This window comes from Amycolatopsis sp. NPDC051758 (genome assembly GCF_044453095.1).
Taxonomy (GTDB): Bacteria; Actinomycetota; Actinomycetes; order Mycobacteriales; family Pseudonocardiaceae; genus Amycolatopsis.
Genome location: NZ_JBITCJ010000003.1, coordinates 137,133 through 154,154, shown reverse-complemented (window position 1 = coordinate 154,154; position 17,022 = coordinate 137,133). Strand labels below are relative to the sequence as shown.

Here is a 17,022-nt window from a genome sequence, read left to right as displayed (position 1 = left end):
TATCCCGGGGTGGTCCTGCGGTCGATCCTCCTGTTCCTGGCCGCGGCGGTGTGCGAGATCGGCGGCGCGTGGCTGATCTGGCAGGGCATCCGCGAACACCGCGGCTGGCTCTGGATCGGCGGCGGCCTGCTGGCGCTCGGCGTGTACGGCTTCGTGGCGACGCTCCAGCCGGATGCCCACTTCGGCCGCATCCTGGCGGCGTACGGCGGGGTGTTCGTCGCGGGTTCACTGGCCTGGGGGATGGTGGCGGACGGTTACCGCCCGGACCGCTACGACGTGATCGGCGCGCTGCTGTGCCTGGCCGGGGTCGCCGTGATCATGTACGCGCCCCGGACGGGGTAACGCTGTCCACTGTGGCCCGATAGATCATCGTGACCGAGATGTCCTTTCCGCCCGCGCCGCCCGGCCCGCCGCCGCGCCGCCGGATGTCCCGCGCCATCGCGCTGTGGATCGTCGTGATGCTGCTCGGCGTCGGTGCCGGGGCGTACGGCTTCGGCCGGATGGTGCTGGGGTACGAGGCCTACGCGCTGCAGAGCGAGAACATGCGCCCCACCCTGGCGCCCGGGGAGCGGCTCGTCGTGCGCCAGGCCGACGAGGTGCACCGCGGGGACGTCGTCGCCATCGACATGAGTGCGTACGCCCAGCCGCGAGGTGAAGGGATCAGCGTCGTCCGCGTGGTCGGGGTCGCCGGGGACACGGTCGCCTGCTGCACCGACGACCACCTCTCGGTCAACGGCAAGCCGCTCACCGAGCCCTACGTCACTCCCGGCTACGAAGGTCTCTTCCAGTTCTCCGCCAAGGTGCCCGAGGGCGCGATCTTCGTCGAGGGTGACAACCGCGGAAACTCCGACGACTCGCGGTTCAGCGGCCCGGTGCCGCGGTCCGGCGTGGTCGGGTTCGTCGTCGCCACCGGCACCGTGGTCACCCCTCGTCCGCTGGCGCCCGTCACCGCCTTCACCGACGCCGGCCTGCCCGGCGCGCCGTTCGAGGACACCACGCTGAGCGGATTGCGGTGGTGGATCGTCGGCGGGTTCGTGCTGTTCGTCGCCGGGTTCATCGGGACGATCGTGACCGTCGTCCGGAACGCCGGAAGACGACGAAGAGCAGCCGCAGTCCCACCAAGGCACTGATCACCAGCAGGTTGTAGCCGAACACCTGGTGCAGCGTCAGGTCCGTCGCGATGCGCGGCCCGCCCGAGCCGCTCAGCAGGAGCACCGCCATCAGGCCGGTCGCCGCGCCGACGAAGGCGAGCAGGACCTCGTGGACCAGGCCGGTGACAACGTCGCGGTCGCGCTCGTCGGAGAACAGCCGGACGTTCACCGACAGCCGGCCTTCCTCCAAGGCCGCGCCAATGCGGTCGACGCGGCGGGGGATCCGGCGCAGCACCGGCACCAGCGCCATCAGCTCGTTGACCGCGGTGCGGCGCAACGACTCCGGCCGCAGTCCGGCACCGACCTTTTCGACGGCGAACGCGCGGGACTCGGCGACCACGTCGAACCCGGGGTCGAGCGCCGCGAGGGTGCCCTCCACGGTGGCCAGGGCCCGGAACACCGCGGCGACCGGCGGTGGCACGCTCAGCCGGAAGTCCGCGACCACCCGGAACAGCCCGGTGAACAGGTCGAGGCCGGGCGTGCGGCCGGGGCCGAAGTGCCGGGCGACCAGGGCGCCGAGGGCGCGTTCGAGGCGCAGCTCGTCGATCTCGTCGGTGCGGTCGACGATCTCCAGGAGGCCGTCGCGCAGGGCCGCCGGGTCGCCGCGGTCCAGGGCCAGCACGAGGTTCTGCAGCCCACCGCGGAGCCCGGCGTCGAGGCGGCCGACCGAACCGAAGTCGAGCAGTCCCAGGCGGCCGTCCGCCAGGAGCATGAGGTTGCCGGGGTGCGGGTCGGCGTGGAAGACGCCGCCGATCATCACCTGGTCGAGCAGGCAGCGCAGGAGTGACCGGGCGAGCCGTTTGCGGTCGGCCGGCGGCGCCGTCTCCAGGGGCTTTCCGGTCAGCCGGGACATCACCAGCACCCGGTCGGTGGACAGTCCCTTGTGGACGACCGGCAGGGCGACGTCCGGGCAGGAAGTCGCGGCCACGGCGGCGATGTTGCGTGCCTCGATGGTGAAGTCGAGCTCCTCGGCGAGTGCTTCGGCAAACCCGTCGGCGAGTTCGGCGACGCCGAGGGAGCGTGCCCAGTCCGCCCGTTCCTCCAGCGCCGCGGCGACGCGCCGGACGATGTCGATGTCGCGGTCGGCCTGCTCGCGCACCCCTGGGCGCTGGACCTTGACCACGACCTCCTCACCGCTGTGCAGCCGGGCCCGGTAGACCTGCGCGACCGACGCGGCGGCGAGCGGTTCCGGGTCGAACTCGGCGAAGACGTCGTCCGGCGAGCCGCCGAGCTCGGCCGCCAGCACCGCCCAGACGGCTTCGGCGCGCGCGGGCGCGACCTGGTCCTGCAGTTTGCCGAGCTCGTCGACGAACACCGGCGGCAGCAGGTCGGCGCGGGTCGAGAGCAGCTGCCCGAGCTTCACGAACGTCACGCCGCCCTCCTCCAGGGCGCGGCGCAGGGAGCGGGCGAGCTTCGCGTGGCGTCCCGGCGCGAGGCCGGGCTCACGGCGGCCGGCCAGGTAGCGGCCGAGGCCGTGCTTGATCGCGATCCGGCTGATCTGCGAGTACCGGCGGGTGCGGGAGAGCCGGGCCCGCACCGACCGCAGGCGGCCGAGCACGCTGGAGCCGCTCGGCATCGCCATCTCGGCGACGAAGAGGAAGATCAGCGTTGCGAGGAAAGCGCTGCCCGCCAACGGGATGAGCAGGCCGAGCGCCGCGCCGCCGTTGTGCAGCAGGGAAACCGGGAACGCCTGTGCGATGCCGCCCGCGACGAGCCAGCCGAACCCGGCGGCGCACAACGCGCGGACGGCGCCGATCCGGACGCCGAGCACCCGGCGTGACGCGACCACGAGCGGCCACAGCACCAGTGCGTACAGGGGGAGGGTCAGCAGGCCCAGCAGGATGTCCACGCCGGGAAGCAGACCACGGCGGCCGGGGCGGCCGGCTCACGCAGCGGCGGGACCGGGCTCCCTCCCGCGAGGGAGCTACTTTCGGCCGTGGCCCGGTGTTGCGGTGGACTTCTAACCTGATCGCGCGAACCACGGTGAAGTGTTCTCTAAACCGGACGAAGGAGACACGATGAACAGACGCGTGATCGGCCGGGTCGTGGCGCTGGCCACGGCTGTCGCGGCCCCGCTGGGCCTGGGCCTCGCCGTCGCTCCCGCCGCTTCGGCGGCCGCCGTCACGACGCTGTACTACAGCTCTTCGGGTGCGCCGGACTACGTCACCCAGATCGACGGCGGCGCGGCCAACTGGAATGCGGCGGTCACCGACGTGAAGCTGGTGAAGCGCAGCTCGGGCGCCACGATCGTGTTCCACGAGATCCACAGCGGCGGCTCGTACACGAACACCAACGGGCACGGCCGAGGCGACATCTACCTCGACACCAGCCAGGTCGCCGAGGGTTTCGACCCGACCCGGATCGCGGCCCACGAGCTCGGCCACAACCTCGGGCTGCCCGACCACTACACCGGACCGTGCACCGAGCTGATGTCCGGCCACGGCCCGGGCACGGCGTGCAAGAACGCAAAGCCTTCGGCGGCGGAGGCGGCGAAGGTGCAGTCCTTGTGGGTGAACGGCTTCACGGCGCGGACGGCTGAAACCCGCGCGGTCGCCTACTAGACCCGGCCCAAACGCCCCAATGTGGCGTTGGGTGCGTGGGATGCACCGAACGCCACATTGGGGCGCTCCACCGCGGGAGGGAGGCGCCCACCCCGTCCGCCTGCGAAGATCGACCGGTGCGCGTACTCCGGCCGCTGACGAGCAAGGCGACCTACCGCCGCTGGGTCTACCTCGTTCTCGGCGGCGCCATCAGCGTGCCCTACCTGCTGTTCTCCGCGATCGCCGTGCCGTCGCTGCTGCCGTTCGTCACCACGCTGGAGCGGGCGACCGTGATCGGTGGCCTGCTCACCCTGCTCGTCCTGGCCGGCACCGCGTTCCTGCCCGCCGTGCACGTGCTCGAGTCCACCGCGATCCGTGAGCTGCTGGACGACCCGGTGCCGGACGCGCCCGCGAAGCCGCACACCCGGCAGGGCCGGCTGCACGCCGCGACGATGTTCGTGCTGCACGTGGTCGCCGGGTTCGTCGTCAGCTTCTTCAGCCTCGTCGCCCCGGTCATGATCGGGCTCTCGGTCAGTGCCGTGTTCACCGGGTACTTCTTCCAGACCACCGACGGCGGCGACGTCACCGTGCCGACCGGGTGGGCGTCCGCGTGGCTCCCGGTGGTCTTCATCTTCGGCGCGGTGCTGCTGATCTACGCCGTCTGGGCGGTCGGCGGGCTGCTGCGCCGGGCCGCGGCCGGGTTGCTCGGGATGACCGCCGCCGATCGGATCGCGCGGCTGGAACGGCGGACCGAGCTGCTCGCCGAGCGCAACCGGCTCGCCCGGGAGCTGCACGACTCGGTGGGGCACGCGCTGAGCGTCGTCACCGTGCAGGCCGGCGCGGCCCGGCGGACCTTGCGCACCGACCCGGACTTCACCGAGCGCGCGCTGGGCGCCATCGAGGAGTCGGCCCGCACGGCGCTCGACGACCTCGACCACGTGCTCGGGCTGCTGCGCGAGGAGGCGGCCGGCCGGACGCCGCAGCCGATGCTGACCGAGCTGGAGAACCTGCTCACGACCACCCGCCTGGCCGGCACCGAGGTCACCGCCGACATCGGTGGTGACCTGGCCGCCGTGCCGCCGGTGGTCTCCCGCGAGGTGTACCGGATCCTGCAGGAATGCCTGACCAACGCGGTGCGCCACGCCGGTAGGGTCCCGGTGACGGTGCTCGTCGACGTCGCGGCGCACGGGCTCCTCGCGCGGGTCGTGAACCCGCTGGGCAGCGGCACGGGCCGCGCCGGCGGCGGCCGTGGCCTGCGTGGCGTGACCGAGCGGGTCGCGGTGCTCGGCGGCGAGGTGTCGGCCGGGCGGGTGGACGAGCGGTGGGAGGTCGTGGTGCGGGTGCCGTGGGGGAGCGGGCGATGAGCGTCGGGGTGCTGCTGGTCGACGACGAGCCGCTGATCCGCGCCGGACTGCGGGCGATCATCAACAGCGAGGACGACCTGAGCGTGCTCGGCGAGGCCGCCGACGGCGCCGAGGTGCCCGGGCTGGTGGCCCGGCTGCGCCCGGACGTCGTGCTGATGGACGTGCGGATGCCCGCGGTGGACGGCATCCGGGCCACCACCCACCTGATGTCCACTGTGGACGAGCCGCCGAAGGTGATCGTGGTGACCACCTTCGAGAACGACGACTACGTCTACGACGCTCTTGTCGCCGGGGCCAGCGGGTTCCTGCTCAAGCGGGCGCGCCCGGAGGAGATCGTCGCGGCGATCCGGACGGTGGTGACGGGCGAGTCGCTGCTCTTCCCGGCGGCGATCCGCCGCCTCGCGGCCCAGCACCCGCCTTCCGGTGACGGCTTGGCCGGCGCCAACCTGACCGAACGAGAGCGCGAAGTGCTGCGGCTGATGGCGGCCGGACTGTCCAATGTGGAGATCGCGGGCGAGCTGTACCTGGGGATCCAGACGGTGAAGACCCACGTGGGCAACGTGCTGGCGAAGCTGGGCGCGCGCGACCGCACCCAGGCGGTGATCCGCGCGTACGACTCGGGCTTCGTGACGCCGGCGGGTTAGCTCGGGCAGGATGGGCCGTATGACTCCCGGTGCCCGTTACGACGAATTCGCCGAGGCGTACACCGCCGAGAACGAGACCAGCCTCATGAACGCCCACTACGAACGGCCCGCGACGCTGGAGCTCGCCGGCGACGTGGCCGGACGGCGGATCCTCGACGCCGGCTGTGGCGCGGGCCCGCTGTTCGCGGCGCTGCGTGACCGGGGTGCGGTGGTGTCCGGCATCGACCAGAGCGCCGGGATGCTGGAGCTGGCCCGGCGGCGGCTCGGCGCCGACGCGGATCTGCGGGTTGCCGATCTCGCCGAGCCGCTGCCCTTCCCCGACGACGCGTTCGACGACGTCATCGCGTCCCTGGTGCTGCACTACTTGGAAGACTGGAAGCCGACCCTCGCCGAGCTGCGGCGGGTGCTCAAGACCGGTGGCCGGCTCATCGCCTCGGTCAACCACCCCTTCATGGTCAACCTCACGCATCGCCAGGCCGGGCCCCGGCCCGACTACTTCGAGCAGTACACCTGGACCGACGAATTCGAGATGCACGGCCGGACCGCTCGGATGACCTTCTGGAACCGGCCGCTGCACGCGATGACCGACGCCTTCACCGAGGCGGGCTTCCGGATCTCCGTCATCGGCGAGCCCCACCCCACTGCGGAAGCCCGTGAGCTGTTCCCCGACGACTTCGAGCTCCTCGACACCTTCCCGAGCTTCCTGTTCTTCGTCCTCGAAGCCGGCTAGGCGCTGCTACTGCTGGTACGGCCCGCGCGGCGGCTGGTACCCCGGCGGTGGTGGTTGCTGAAACCCCTGCGGCGGCGGGAATCCCGGCTGCTGCTGCGGGAATCCGGACTGGTGCTGGAATCCCGGCTGCTGCGGGTATCCCTGCGGCGCGTATCCCGGCGGCGGCGCGAAGCCAGGCTGCTGCTGCGCGAACACGGGCTGGGCAACCGGGCCCGATCCCTGGCCGGCCCGGCGCCGGATCGCGATGACCAGCCGCCAGCCGCACAAGGCCCCGATCCCCGCGCCGATCCCGAAGGTGACCCACCGCCCACCGTTGTTGAAGGTGTTCGCGCTGTCGATCGATTCCTGGCGCTTCTCTTCGTAGGTCTCGCTGCTCTTCTGGCCGTACGAGGTCCTCTCGCAGGTCTGCCCCGGCTGCATCTCTTCGCTGCCGCACAGCACCTTGGAGTTGGGGTCGCCGGTCCCGAACAGGCCGAGTGACACCAGGCTCAGCCCGAACAGCAGGCCGATCGACCACCAAACCACGCTTCTCACTGCATTTCCCCTCGACAGCACCCCGGTTAGCGGACGTATCAGACCACAAACCGGACTGTGACGCACATGCTTCCGGCGTCACTGGCCGCTTCAGGACACGTTCCGGTCGAGGACGGCCTCGATCGCCGCCGCCATCGCCGCCGGATCGCCGTCGGCCGGTCGCAGCACCAGATCGGGTGACGACGGCCGCTCGTACGGCGCGTCGATCCCGGTGAACCCCTGGATCTCGCCCGCCCGCGCCTTTGCGTACATCCCCTTGGGATCGCGCGCCTCGCACATTTCCAGGGGCGTGTCCACGAAGATCTCCACGAACGGCAGATCCCCGGAGATCGCTCGCGCCGAAGCGCGGTCCGCCGCATACGGGCTGATCAGGGACGCGATGGCCACCACGCCGGCGTCCGCGAACAGGCGCGCCACCTCCGCGACCCGCCGGACGTTCTCCGCGCGGTCCTCCGGGCTGAACCCCAGCCCCGCATTCAAACCGTGGCGCAGGTTGTCGCCGTCCAAGAGGTAGGCCGGGCGGCCCGCCGCGACCAGCCGGCGCTCCAGCTCGACCGCCACCGACGACTTGCCCGACGCCGAGAGCCCGGTGAGCCACACCGTCGCGCCGCGGGTCGGGCGGTCCTCGCGCCGGACGGCCGCGGTGTGCCAGACGACCGGGGACGCCACCGCGCCGGTGATCATGCCCGCCGCGACCGTGTCGCCGGTGTGTTCGTCGACCAGCAGGAAGCCGCCGGTGGCGCGGTTGCGGCGGTACGGGTCGAACAGCAGCGGCGTGCGGGTGCGCAGCCGGATCCGGCCGATGTCGTTCAGGGACAGCGACTCCGCGGAGTCACGGTGCAGCGTCGTGACGTCGAGGCGGTACTCCAGCCGCTCGATCGAACCCCGCGTCTCGGTGGTCGTGTGCCGGACGACGTAGGAAGAGCCCGGTGTCAAGGAAGCCCGCGGGGAGAACCAGCACACCAGCGCGTCGACCTCGCGGGCCGACTCGGCGCGGTTGCCCGGGCGGCACAGCATCGCGCCCCGCCCCAGATCCAGGTCGTCGGCCAGTTCGACCGCCACCGCCTGCCCGGTGAAGGCTTCCGAAAGCGGCGTCCCGCCCGGCCCCCACACCGCGCGCACCGTGGAGGTGATCCCCGACGGCAGCGCCACGACCTCGTCACCCGGCTTGAACACCCCGCCGGCGATCGTGCCCGCGTAACCGCGGAAGTCCGACCGGCGGATCACGTACTGCACCGGGAACCGCGCGTCGATGAGGTTCCGGTCGGAGGCGACGTGCACCTCTTCCAGCTGGTGCAGCAGCGAAGTCCCTTCGTACCAGGGCATGCTGGCGCTGCGGTGGACGACGTTGTCGCCGTGCAGTGCCGAAACCGGCACGAACGTCAGGTCGGCGACGTCCAGTTTCATCGCGAACCGGCGGAAGTCCTCGCGGATCTCGTCGAACCGCTCCTGCGACCAGCCGACCAGGTCCATCTTGTTCACACAAACCACGAGGTGCCCGATCCCGAGCAGCGACGCGAGGAACGCGTGCCGCCGCGACTGCTCCAGCACACCCTTGCGCGCGTCGACGAGCACCAGTGCCAGGTCGGCCGTCGACGCGCCGGTCACCATGTTCCGCGTGTACTGCAGGTGCCCCGGCGTGTCCGCGATGATGAACTTCCGCTTGGGCGTGGCGAAGTAGCGGTGCGCGACGTCGATGGTGATGCCCTGCTCACGTTCGGCGCGCAGGCCGTCGGTGAGCAGCGCCAGGTCCGGGTAGTCCTCGCCGCGGTCCCGGCTGGCGCGTTCGACGGCGGCGAGCTGGTCGGTGAAGATCGCCTTCGAGTCGAACAGCAGCCGCCCGATCAACGTGGACTTCCCGTCGTCCACACTGCCGGCGGTGGCGATCCTCAGCAGCTGCATCAGAAGTAGCCTTCCCGCTTGCGATCTTCCATGCCTGCTTCGGAAATCCGGTCGTCCGCCCGCGTCGCACCGCGTTCGGTGACGCGCGTCGCGGCCACCTCGGCGACCACTTCGGACGGTGTCGCCGCCGCCGATTCGACGCAGCCGGTGCAGGTCGCGTCGCCGACGGTCCGGAAGCGCACAGTCGCCTCGTACGGTGTCTCCCCGTCCACAAGGGACAGAAAGCGGGTGGCGGCCAGCAGCATGCCGTCGCGCTGGACCACCGGCCGGCGGTGCGCGTAGTAGAGCGGCGGCAGCGCGATCCGCTCGTCGCGGATGTACTGCCAGATGTCCAGCTCGGTCCAGTTCGACAGCGGGAAGACGCGGATGTGCTCACCGCGCCGGTGCCGCCCGTTGTAGAGGTTCCACAGCTCCGGGCGCTGCGCCCGCGGGTCCCACTGGCCGTGCTCGTCGCGGAAGCTGAAGACGCGCTCCTTCGCGCGGGCCTTCTCCTCGTCGCGGCGGGCGCCGCCGAACACCGCGTCGAAGCCGCCTTCGCGGATCGCCCTCAGCAGCGTGACCGTCTGGAGCCGGTTGCGGCTGGCTCCCGGCCCGGTCTCCTCGACGACGCGGCCGGCGTCGAGGTCGTCCTGCACGCTCGCGACGTGCAGCCGCAGGCCGAGGGAGGCGACGGTCTCGTCGCGGAAGCGCAGCACCTCGTCGAAGTTGTGGCCGGTGTCGACGTGCAGCACCGGGAACGGCAGGGGCGCCGGCCAGAACGCCTTGGCGGCGGCGTGCAGCATCACCACCGAGTCCTTGCCGCCGGAGAACAGCAGGACCGGGCGTTCGAAGGTCGCCGCGACCTCACGGAAGACGTGCACCGCCTCCGCTTCGAGCGCGGCCAGGTGCGAGAGCTCGTACGAGGTCACGGACACCGGAAAAAAGTAGAACATGTTCTTGTCATCGGTCAAGCGGTGCGGGACCCTGGGACGATGGACCTGGTCGTACTCGAAGAGATCCGCCGGCTGAAGTACCGCTACCTGCGCGCGGTCGACCTGAAGCAGTGGGGCGAGGTGGCCGACACCTTCACCGTCGACGCCACGGCCGATTACGGGACCCATGCCGTGGGCGGCGACGGAAAGCGGTTCGAAGGCCGCGCCGCCATCGTCGAGTTCCTCACCAAGAGCCTCGGCAACGGCATCATCACCACACATTTTGCAGGTCAGCCCGAGATCGACGTCGACGGCGACACCGCGACCGGGCGGTGGGCGTTCACCGACAAGGTGATCGTGCCCGACCACAAGGTGATCATCGAGGGCGCCGCGTTCTACGAGGACACCTACCGCCGCGAAGCCGACGGCGCCTGGCGGATGTCGCACATCGGCTACGTCCGGACCTACGAGTCGATGCTCTCGTGGGCGGACAACCCGGGCTTCCGGCTGCTCGCCAACCGCTGGGCCGTGCCGGCATGATCGAGAACGAGTTCTTGCTGACCCGGCCGTTCGCCGACGCGATCGCCGAGGCCGAGCAGCTGATCGCCGAAGCCCCGCACGTGAAGACCGAGCAGGACCTCATCGAGGGGTACGACTACCTCGCCGGGAGCATCCGCGCGTCGCTGCAGATGGCCTGGGCCTACCAGCGCGACTTCCCGTACTTCACCGCGTCCACCGGGCCCTACACCAAGATGGGCCTGGACAACCCGGACACGCTGTACTTCAACGCGAACATCCGCGACGACCGTGAGTACCTGGTCACCGGCGTTCGCGGGACCACCGCCGACCTGAGCTTTCAGATCCTCAACGGCGACTACTCGCCGGTGGTGGTGCCCGACAGCCTCGCCGCGTTCGACGACCGTGCGATCGAGATCGGCGAAGACGGCCGGTTCGAGCTGCGCTTCGGCCCGGCGCGTGAGAACGCCGGCCCCGACTACTTCACCCTGGGCAAGGGCTCGTCGATGCTCGTGGTCCGCGAGGTCCACAGCGACTGGGCGACCGAGCGGCGCGGCGAGATCCGCATCCAGTGTGTCGACACGGCGGGCCAGGCGCCGCCGGTGCCGGACCGGCCGGCGCTGGCGAAGCGCTACGGCGTCACCGGCAAGATGCTGCTGAGCCGGCTCAAGACGTTCCTGGCCTTCCCGAAGTGGTTCTACGACAACCTGCCGGTGAACACGATGACCGAGCCGCGCTCGACGCCGGGCGGACTGACCACGCAGTTCTCCTCGGCCGGGCACTACGAGCTCGGGGACGAAGAGGCGATGGTCGTCACCGTGCCCCGCTGTGCCGACGCGCCGTACCAGGGCATCCAGCTCGGCAGCCTCTGGTACGTCTCGCTCGACTACATCAACCACCAGACGAGCCTCACCGCCGACCAGGCGCGCGTCGACCCGGACGGCAAGATCCGGTTCGTCATCAGCGAGCGCGACCCCGGCGTGGCGAACTGGCTGGAGCGCACCGGCCACGACCGCGGATACGTGCAGATCCGCTGGCAGCGGCTGTCCCGCGACCTCGGGCCGGACGACGGCCCGGTTGTCGAAATCGTCAAGGTGGACGACCTGCCCGACCGGCTGCCCTACCACGAGGAAGCACGCGTGACGCCGGCCGAGTGGTCGGCGAGGATCGCGGCCCGGCAGGACGCCGTCGCCGCCCGGATGCTGGGGTGAGCGTGGAGAACCTGTTGCGGGACAAGGTGGTCGTCGTCTCGGGCATCGGCCCGGGCCTCGGCCGGTCGATCGCCGTGCGCTGCGCGCTGGCCGGGGCGGACGTCGTGCTCGCCGCACGCACCGAGTCGCGGCTCACCGAGGTCGCGAAGGAGGTGACCGATCTCGGACGCCGTGCTGTCGCGGTCCGCACCGACATCGACGACGAGGACTCCGCCGCACATTTGGTGAGTGCGGCCGTCGAAGCCTTCGGCCGGGTGGACGCGGTGGTGCACAACGCCTTCGCCGTTCCGCCGTTGACCGACTTGGCCACTGTGGACCTCGACGCCGTCCGCAAGGGGTTCGAGACCGCGGGGATCTCCGTGCTCCGGCTGACGCGGCTGTTCCTGCCCGCGCTCAAGGAGAGCAAGGGCTCGCTGGTCATGATCAATTCTGCGGTGCTGCGGCACTCGCGGCGCACGTTCGGCGCGTACAAGATGGCGAAGTCGGCACTGCTGTCGCTGTCGCAGAGCCTCGCCAGTGAGCTCGGGCCGGATGGCGTGCGCGTCAACACCGTCGCGCCCGGCTACATCTGGGCGCCGAACCTCAAGTGGTACTTCGCCTATCTGGCCAAGGAACGCGGCATCACGCCGGAAGAGGTGTACGCCGAGACGGCGTCCACAATAGACCTGCGCAAGCTGCCGGAACCCGACGAGATCGCCGACGCCGTGGTGTTCCTCGCCTCGCCGATGGCGCGCGCGATCACCGGGCAGTGCCTCGACGTCAACGGCGGCGAGTACCACCACTAGGAGGATCCATGCTCCCCGGCCGGGCCGACCTGGGCACGTTCGACGACCTGCACGCTTCGGCGTCGAAGCTCACCGGGCTCGACGACTTCGGCGGTGACGAGTACGTCGAAGGCCTGCGTGTGCTGCTGGAGTCGTACGAGGCCGACGAGGACCTCACGCCGTTCGGCAACAAGGTGCACCGGGCGATGCTGCGCGGCGCGCTCGTCGCGCGGCTGCTCAGCGAGACGGGCTGGAAGCAGAACCCGGCCTACGCGGACGTCCCGGTGGAGCGGCCGATCTTCGTCACCGGCCTGCCCCGCACCGGCACGACGGCGCTGCACCGGCTGCTCGTCGAGGACCCCGCGCACCAGGGCCTCGAGGTGTGGCTCGCCGAGGTCCCGCAGCCGCGGCCGCCGCGCTCGACGTGGGCGGAGAACCCGGTGTTCCAGGGGATCCAGGCCGGGTACGAGCGCCACCACGTCGAGCATCCGGAGTTCATGGGCGTGCACCACATGTCCGCGGACCAGGTGGAAGAGTGCTGGCAGCTGCTGCGGCAGTCGATGCGGTCGGTGTCGTTCGAGTGCCTCGCGCACCTGCCGCGTTACTCGCGCTGGCTGGCGAAGCAGGACTGGACGGACGCCTACGCGCGGCACCGGCGGAACCTGCAGCTGATCGGGCTGCCCGACGCGGGCAAGCGCTGGGTGCTGAAGAACCCGAGCCACCTGTTCGCCCTGGACGCGCTGATGGCGAACTACCCGGACGCGCTGGTGATCCAGACCCACCGCGCGCCGCGCACCATCATGGGCTCGATGTGCAGCCTCGCCGAGAAGGCCGCGGACGGCTGGTCGTCGAAGTTCCGCGGCGAGGTGATCGGCCGCGGCCAGCTCGACCTGTGGGCCCGCGGCGCCGAGGAGTTCCGCTCGGCGCGAGCCCGGCACAACCCGGCGCAGTTCTGCGATGTGGCGTACGAGGACTTCGTCGCCGATCCGATCGGCACGGTGTCCACTGTGTACGACCACTTCGGACTGACGTTGACCCCGGAGGCGCGGGCGGCGATGACGGCCGTGCACGAAGCGAGCCGGACGGGGGAGCGGAAGCCCGTGCACCGCTACAGCTTGGAAGAGTTCGGCCTGACGGCGGAGGAGGTCGACGAGCGCTTCGGCGAGCCGGTCAGCTCGCGGTGATCAGCTTGACGACCTCGTCCATCGCCGGACCGGCCGCCATCTCGGCGGCCAGCTCCCGCGCCCGGTCCCGGTAGCGCGGCTCGTCCAGGACGGCGCGGACGTCCCGCCGCAGCGCTTGTGGTGAAGCGGAGGCGCGGGCACGGCCGATTCCGGCGCCGGACCAGCTCACCCGGGCGGCCACCTCGCGCTTGTCCTCGCTGGCGCCGACCACGACCAGGGGCACGCCGTAGCGGAGGGCGTGGTTGACACCGCCGTACCCGCCGTTGCCGACCATCGCGGCACAGCGGGGGAGCAGCTCGTCGTAAGGCAGGAAATCGGCGACCCGGACGTTGGCGGGCAGCGGGCCGGGCCGCAGCCGGGTGCCGCACGTCGTCACGACGACCAGCACGTCCTGGTCGGCGAGCGCGTCGATCGTGGGTTCGACGAGGCGGCTCAGGTCGTCGTTGGCCACCGTTCCCTGGTCACGTGCACAATCGGGCGGGAGCCGTCGAGGTCGGCCCACCACGGCGGCAGCGGGTGCTCGCCCGCCCCGCTGACCGTGGTCGGCCCGATGAAGTGCAGCGACGCTCCGGGGCGGGGGTATTCGAAGCCCGGGCAGGTCATCTGCAGGACGCCGTCGCTGTGCAGCGGCCAGTCCGCGAAGAGCATGCCCGGGTCTTCTCGGAGGAGGTCGCGGGCTCGCCGCTGCGCCGGCCCGAGCACCCACGGCGCAAGCGTTTTCAGGACCGCGCCGCGCAGGCGGTCGGCCGGCGTCTTCGGCGGTGGGCCGCTCGGCACCGGGGGCATGAACGGCAGGAACCCCAGCACCAGCAGGCGCGGCCGGTGCGCGCGGCGCACCAGTGCCAGGCCGGCCATGAAGAGCGGGTCGCACAAGACCACGTCGACGTCGAGGTCCATGACGCTCAGCTGGGCGGGCATCGCCTGGACGAAGTGGGTCAGCTCGAACCGGGCGAGCTTGAATCCCTTCAGGCCGGCCCGGCCGGGGATGGAGCCGTCGAGGTCGGTTTCGTCGAAGTCCGCTTCCCGTGGCAGGACGCGCACCTCGGCGCCAAGTTCCTCGAAGGTCTTCCGGTAGCGCGCTCCGGTGACCACGACGACCTCGTGCCCGGCGGCTCGCAGGGCCGCGACGATCGGCTTGGTCGGGCCGACGTGGCCGCGAGCGGGCTGGACGCAGACGAGTACGCGGGTCATGGCTCCCCCTGATTCACCGATACGCTGTACTATCCAATTGATGACGATACCGGAATCCGAAGGCGCGCGGCGTCGTTACGAGTCGCCGGTGCGCTCGGCCCGGGCCCGGCGCACGCGGGCACACGTGGTGGCGACGGCGGGGCGGCTGTTCGCCGAGCGGGGTTACGCGGGCACGAGCGTCCGGCAGATCGCCGCCGCGGCCGGAGTGAGCCTGGAGACGGTGACGCAGGCCGGGCGCAAGGCGGACCTGCTGCTCGCCGCGTTCCGGGACGGCTTCGCGGGCAATCCGGACGCGGTGAGCCTCGACGCGCTGGTGGGTCCCGCCGGGCCGGCGGACCTGCCTGCGGTGGTTTCGCGGGTTGCTGCGGGCGTGCGCCGGTCCCTGCCGATCTGGCGAGCGTTCACCACCGCGGCGGCGGCCGACCCGGCGGTGGCGGCGGTCCGCGCGGAGCTGGCGGTGGTCCGCCGGGCTGAGATCGTGGCCCGGCTGTCGTCAGCCGGTTTGGCGCCGGACGGCGACTGTGGTCGCCTGGCTGACGCGATCGGCTTGATCACGTCCCACGAGGCTTATGACCATCTGACAAGCGTGTGCGGCTGGCAGCACGAGGAGTACGTGGACTGGGCCGCCGCGGCGATCGGCGCCCAGCTGACGCTCGACTGGAAGTGACCACCGGCATGAAATCTCCGGTCAGGGCTAACCGGCGGCGGCCTGCAGGCCCCGGGTTCCGATGCCGCGCAACACTTCCACCCGGTCCGAGCCCGGCCGGCTGAGTACCCAGCTCGACCCGGGCACCGCCTTCGCGCGCTTCTTCAACGGTGCCAACAGCCGCGAAACCTCCTGGTACGACGGGACCGCGCCGCTCGCGCAGACCAGCGTTGCCAGGGACACCGTCACCGGGAGGCCGTCGGCCGACCAGCGGCGGTCCAGGAGCGCACCGGCCACCGTCGCGATCTCGTCGACGTCGCAGACCACCAGGAAGTCGTCGCCGCCGACGTGGCTGACCCGCATCCGGCGCAGGCCGCCGGCCAGGGAGGTCAGGGCCGCGCCCAGTTCGCGGATCAGGTCGTCACCCGCGGCGAAGCCCGCCGTGTCGTTGACCGTCTTGAACGAGTCGATGTCCAGCCACGCGGCCACGAACGGCTCGCCGATGGTGATCCGGCGGGCGACGTCGCGGGCGACGATGTCGCTGCCCGGCAGCCGGGTCAGCGGATTGAGCGCGGCCGCGGCTTCGACCTTCGCCTCGGCCACACCGCGCACCACCGCGGTCACCAGCACCACGCCGAGGCAGCGGCCCACCTCGTCGACCACCACGACGTCGTCGCCGGTGCGGCCCCAGTCGGCGTCGGTCACCAGCTCGAGGAACTCCATCGCGCCGGCGCGGGCTTCGATGGTGTGCGGGGTGTCGGCGAGCCGGGCCGCCGGGCGCTTCGCGTGCAGCGCGTGGCCGTACGGGCCGGTGACCGCGACCAGGAACCGGGTCCGGTCGATCGACCAGCGCGGCCGGTTCAGCTCGTCCACGCCGATGACGCCCGAGGGTGCGTCGGCCGCCGCGAGCAGTTCGCGGACCTCGTCGCACGTCGCGGTTTCCGGCAACGTCGTGGCCGGGCGGAGGAAATCGCCGACGCACGGCGCCACGGTCGCCGGGCCGGGAGCGACGCGGGGCCGCGTGAGCAGCGCCGGGGCGGGGCCTTCGGCCGTCGGCGGCGCGAGCAGGTTGCCCTGGGCGATCCGGATGCCCAGATCGCGGACGGCGTCGAGCTGGGCGTCGGTCTCCACGCCGGTCGCGACCAGCCGGGTGCCGGTGCGGTTCGTGTAGTGCAGCAGCGCCTCGACGACGGCGACCGCGGCCCGGTCGTCCGGCAGCCCGCGCAGCGCGGTGCGGTCGAGCTTGACCAGGTCGATCGGCGCCTCGACGAGCAGGTTCAGCGGCAGGTCGCCGCGGCCGAGGCCGTCGAGCGCGAGCCGGAAGCCCAGCTCGGCGAGCCCTCGCATGCCGGTCAGCGCGCGCTCGGTGGGCAGCGGCGCGAACGGCGGCCCGATCTCCAGCACGACGTCGCGGGTGCGGCGCCCGGCGTCGCCGAGCTCGGCCAGCAGGTCGTCGAACATCGCCGTCGGCGCGGCGAGGGTGCGGGCGGAAAGGTTCACGTGCAGCGGCAGCGGCGACTCGTCCTGCCGGACGGCGGCGATCGCGAGCCCGAGGTCGGCCTCGGCGAGCCGGCCTTCGCGACGCGCCTGCGTGAGCAGTTCGGGGACGGTTCCGTGGCCGGGCCTGGCCAGCGCTTCGTGAGCCACGACGCCTCCCGTGTGGAGGCTGTACAGCGGCTGGAAGGCGAAGCGGACCGCGCGTGGCGACTTCACACCCCGATCGTCGCGGGTCGC

18 protein-coding genes are annotated in these 17,022 nt (G+C 71.6%); 11 read left to right on the top strand and 7 right to left on the bottom strand.

What is annotated here, in order from left to right:
- Nucleotides 1-9 precede the first annotated feature (9 nt).
- Entirely contained in the window at nt 10-342 is a 333-nt protein-coding gene (locus ACIA5G_RS16065) for a YnfA family protein (protein ID WP_395923679.1), read from the top strand.
- A gap of 38 nt (nt 343-380) precedes the next feature.
- Nucleotides 381-1,130 (top strand): signal peptidase I, encoded by a 750-nt coding sequence (gene lepB / locus ACIA5G_RS16060; RefSeq protein WP_395923678.1) that lies wholly within the window; start codon nt 381-383, stop codon nt 1,128-1,130.
- Here the strand turns inward: lepB and ACIA5G_RS16055 are convergent.
- A complete protein-coding gene (locus ACIA5G_RS16055; RefSeq protein ID WP_395923677.1) occupies nt 1,054-3,000 on the bottom strand; it encodes an ABC1 kinase family protein in 1,947 nt (648 codons plus the stop codon). The two genes, lepB and ACIA5G_RS16055, sit on opposite strands and share 77 nt — an antisense overlap.
- A 169-nt stretch (nt 3,001-3,169) precedes the next feature.
- Between ACIA5G_RS16055 and ACIA5G_RS16050 the strand changes: the two genes are divergently transcribed.
- The 4 genes from ACIA5G_RS16050 to ACIA5G_RS16035 all read left to right on the top strand — a co-directional run bounded on the left by ACIA5G_RS16050 (nt 3,170) and on the right by ACIA5G_RS16035 (nt 6,429).
- Nucleotides 3,170-3,712: a snapalysin family zinc-dependent metalloprotease gene (locus ACIA5G_RS16050; RefSeq protein ID WP_395923676.1), complete on the top strand. Its 543-nt coding sequence runs from the start codon at nt 3,170-3,172 to the stop codon at nt 3,710-3,712.
- Nucleotides 3,713-3,828: 116 nt separating this feature from the next.
- The gene (locus ACIA5G_RS16045; protein WP_395923675.1) at nt 3,829-5,055 is read left to right on the top strand and encodes a sensor histidine kinase; all 1,227 of its coding nucleotides are present in this window, start codon (nt 3,829-3,831) and stop codon (nt 5,053-5,055) included.
- A complete protein-coding gene (locus ACIA5G_RS16040; RefSeq protein ID WP_395923674.1) occupies nt 5,052-5,699 on the top strand; it encodes a response regulator in 648 nt (215 codons plus the stop codon). The genes ACIA5G_RS16045 and ACIA5G_RS16040 overlap by 4 nt, the downstream gene beginning before the upstream one ends.
- Before the next feature lie 19 nt (nt 5,700-5,718).
- A complete protein-coding gene (locus ACIA5G_RS16035; protein WP_395923673.1) occupies nt 5,719-6,429 on the top strand; it encodes a class I SAM-dependent methyltransferase in 711 nt (236 codons plus the stop codon).
- 6 nt (nt 6,430-6,435) lie between these two features.
- On the opposite strand, the gene ACIA5G_RS16030 is transcribed toward ACIA5G_RS16035, so the two are convergent.
- The 3 genes from ACIA5G_RS16030 to cysD all read right to left on the bottom strand — a co-directional run bounded on the left by ACIA5G_RS16030 (nt 6,436) and on the right by cysD (nt 9,797).
- Nucleotides 6,436-6,963 (bottom strand): hypothetical protein, encoded by a 528-nt coding sequence (locus tag ACIA5G_RS16030; protein WP_395923672.1) that lies wholly within the window; start codon nt 6,961-6,963, stop codon nt 6,436-6,438.
- Nucleotides 6,964-7,053: 90 nt separating this feature from the next.
- Nucleotides 7,054-8,865, bottom strand: coding sequence for an adenylyl-sulfate kinase (gene cysC / locus ACIA5G_RS16025; protein ID WP_395923671.1), 1,812 nt, complete (start codon nt 8,863-8,865; stop codon nt 7,054-7,056).
- On the bottom strand, nt 8,865-9,797 hold the full coding sequence (cysD, locus tag ACIA5G_RS16020) for a sulfate adenylyltransferase subunit CysD (RefSeq protein WP_395923670.1): 933 nt from the start codon (nt 9,795-9,797) through the stop codon (nt 8,865-8,867). The genes cysC and cysD overlap by 1 nt, the downstream gene beginning before the upstream one ends.
- Nucleotides 9,798-9,836: 39 nt before the next feature.
- Between cysD and ACIA5G_RS16015 the strand changes: the two genes are divergently transcribed.
- From ACIA5G_RS16015 to ACIA5G_RS16000, 4 genes are read left to right on the top strand one after another with little or no spacing between them, the layout of a single operon-like run.
- The gene (locus tag ACIA5G_RS16015) at nt 9,837-10,316 is read left to right on the top strand and encodes a nuclear transport factor 2 family protein (protein WP_395923669.1); all 480 of its coding nucleotides are present in this window, start codon (nt 9,837-9,839) and stop codon (nt 10,314-10,316) included.
- The gene (locus tag ACIA5G_RS16010; protein ID WP_395923668.1) at nt 10,313-11,503 is read left to right on the top strand and encodes a hypothetical protein; all 1,191 of its coding nucleotides are present in this window, start codon (nt 10,313-10,315) and stop codon (nt 11,501-11,503) included. Before ACIA5G_RS16015 ends, ACIA5G_RS16010 begins: the two co-directional genes overlap by 4 nt.
- A complete protein-coding gene (locus ACIA5G_RS16005) occupies nt 11,500-12,288 on the top strand; it encodes an SDR family oxidoreductase (protein ID WP_395923667.1) in 789 nt (262 codons plus the stop codon). Before ACIA5G_RS16010 ends, ACIA5G_RS16005 begins: the two co-directional genes overlap by 4 nt.
- 8 nt (nt 12,289-12,296) lie before the next feature.
- Nucleotides 12,297-13,451, top strand: coding sequence for a sulfotransferase family protein (locus ACIA5G_RS16000; RefSeq protein WP_395923666.1), 1,155 nt, complete (start codon nt 12,297-12,299; stop codon nt 13,449-13,451).
- Here ACIA5G_RS16000 and ACIA5G_RS15995 read toward each other — a convergent pair.
- Together ACIA5G_RS15995 and ACIA5G_RS15990 are read right to left on the bottom strand one after the other, a co-directional pair.
- Complete coding sequence (locus ACIA5G_RS15995) at nt 13,438-13,902, bottom strand: glycosyltransferase (RefSeq protein ID WP_395923665.1); 465 nt, start codon at nt 13,900-13,902, stop codon at nt 13,438-13,440. The two genes, ACIA5G_RS16000 and ACIA5G_RS15995, sit on opposite strands and share 14 nt — an antisense overlap.
- A complete protein-coding gene (locus tag ACIA5G_RS15990) occupies nt 13,884-14,642 on the bottom strand; it encodes a hypothetical protein (RefSeq protein WP_395923664.1) in 759 nt (252 codons plus the stop codon). The genes ACIA5G_RS15995 and ACIA5G_RS15990 overlap by 19 nt, the downstream gene beginning before the upstream one ends.
- Nucleotides 14,643-14,682: 40 nt before the next feature.
- Between ACIA5G_RS15990 and ACIA5G_RS15985 the strand changes: the two genes are divergently transcribed.
- Nucleotides 14,683-15,309 carry a TetR/AcrR family transcriptional regulator gene (locus ACIA5G_RS15985; RefSeq protein WP_395923663.1) on the top strand — a complete coding sequence of 209 codons (627 nt, stop codon included), beginning with the start codon at nt 14,683-14,685 and terminating at the stop codon, nt 15,307-15,309.
- Nucleotides 15,310-15,336: 27 nt separating this feature from the next.
- On the opposite strand, the gene ACIA5G_RS15980 is transcribed toward ACIA5G_RS15985, so the two are convergent.
- Entirely contained in the window at nt 15,337-17,001 is a 1,665-nt protein-coding gene (locus ACIA5G_RS15980) for an EAL domain-containing protein (RefSeq protein ID WP_395923662.1), read from the bottom strand.
- Nucleotides 17,002-17,022 lie beyond the last annotated feature (21 nt).

Excerpts from the sequence above, each read along its gene's own strand:
- ACIA5G_RS16010 (WP_395923668.1), top strand. The coding sequence starts at position 10,313 with ATGATCGAGAACGAGTTCTTGCTGACCCGGCCGTTCGCCGACGCGATC.
- cysD (WP_395923670.1), bottom strand. The coding sequence starts at position 9,797 with ATGTTCTACTTTTTTCCGGTGTCCGTGACCTCGTACGAGCTCTCGCAC.
- ACIA5G_RS15990 (WP_395923664.1), bottom strand. The coding sequence starts at position 14,642 with ATGACCCGCGTACTCGTCTGCGTCCAGCCCGCTCGCGGCCACGTCGGC.
- ACIA5G_RS16035 (WP_395923673.1), top strand. The coding sequence starts at position 5,719 with ATGACTCCCGGTGCCCGTTACGACGAATTCGCCGAGGCGTACACCGCC.
- ACIA5G_RS16000 (WP_395923666.1), top strand. The coding sequence starts at position 12,297 with ATGCTCCCCGGCCGGGCCGACCTGGGCACGTTCGACGACCTGCACGCT.
- ACIA5G_RS16015 (WP_395923669.1), top strand. The coding sequence starts at position 9,837 with ATGGACCTGGTCGTACTCGAAGAGATCCGCCGGCTGAAGTACCGCTAC.
- ACIA5G_RS15985 (WP_395923663.1), top strand. The coding sequence starts at position 14,683 with ATGACGATACCGGAATCCGAAGGCGCGCGGCGTCGTTACGAGTCGCCG.
- lepB (WP_395923678.1), top strand. The coding sequence starts at position 381 with ATGTCCTTTCCGCCCGCGCCGCCCGGCCCGCCGCCGCGCCGCCGGATG.
- cysC (WP_395923671.1), bottom strand. The coding sequence starts at position 8,865 with ATGCAGCTGCTGAGGATCGCCACCGCCGGCAGTGTGGACGACGGGAAG.
- ACIA5G_RS16040 (WP_395923674.1), top strand. The coding sequence starts at position 5,052 with ATGAGCGTCGGGGTGCTGCTGGTCGACGACGAGCCGCTGATCCGCGCC.
- ACIA5G_RS16050 (WP_395923676.1), top strand. The coding sequence starts at position 3,170 with ATGAACAGACGCGTGATCGGCCGGGTCGTGGCGCTGGCCACGGCTGTC.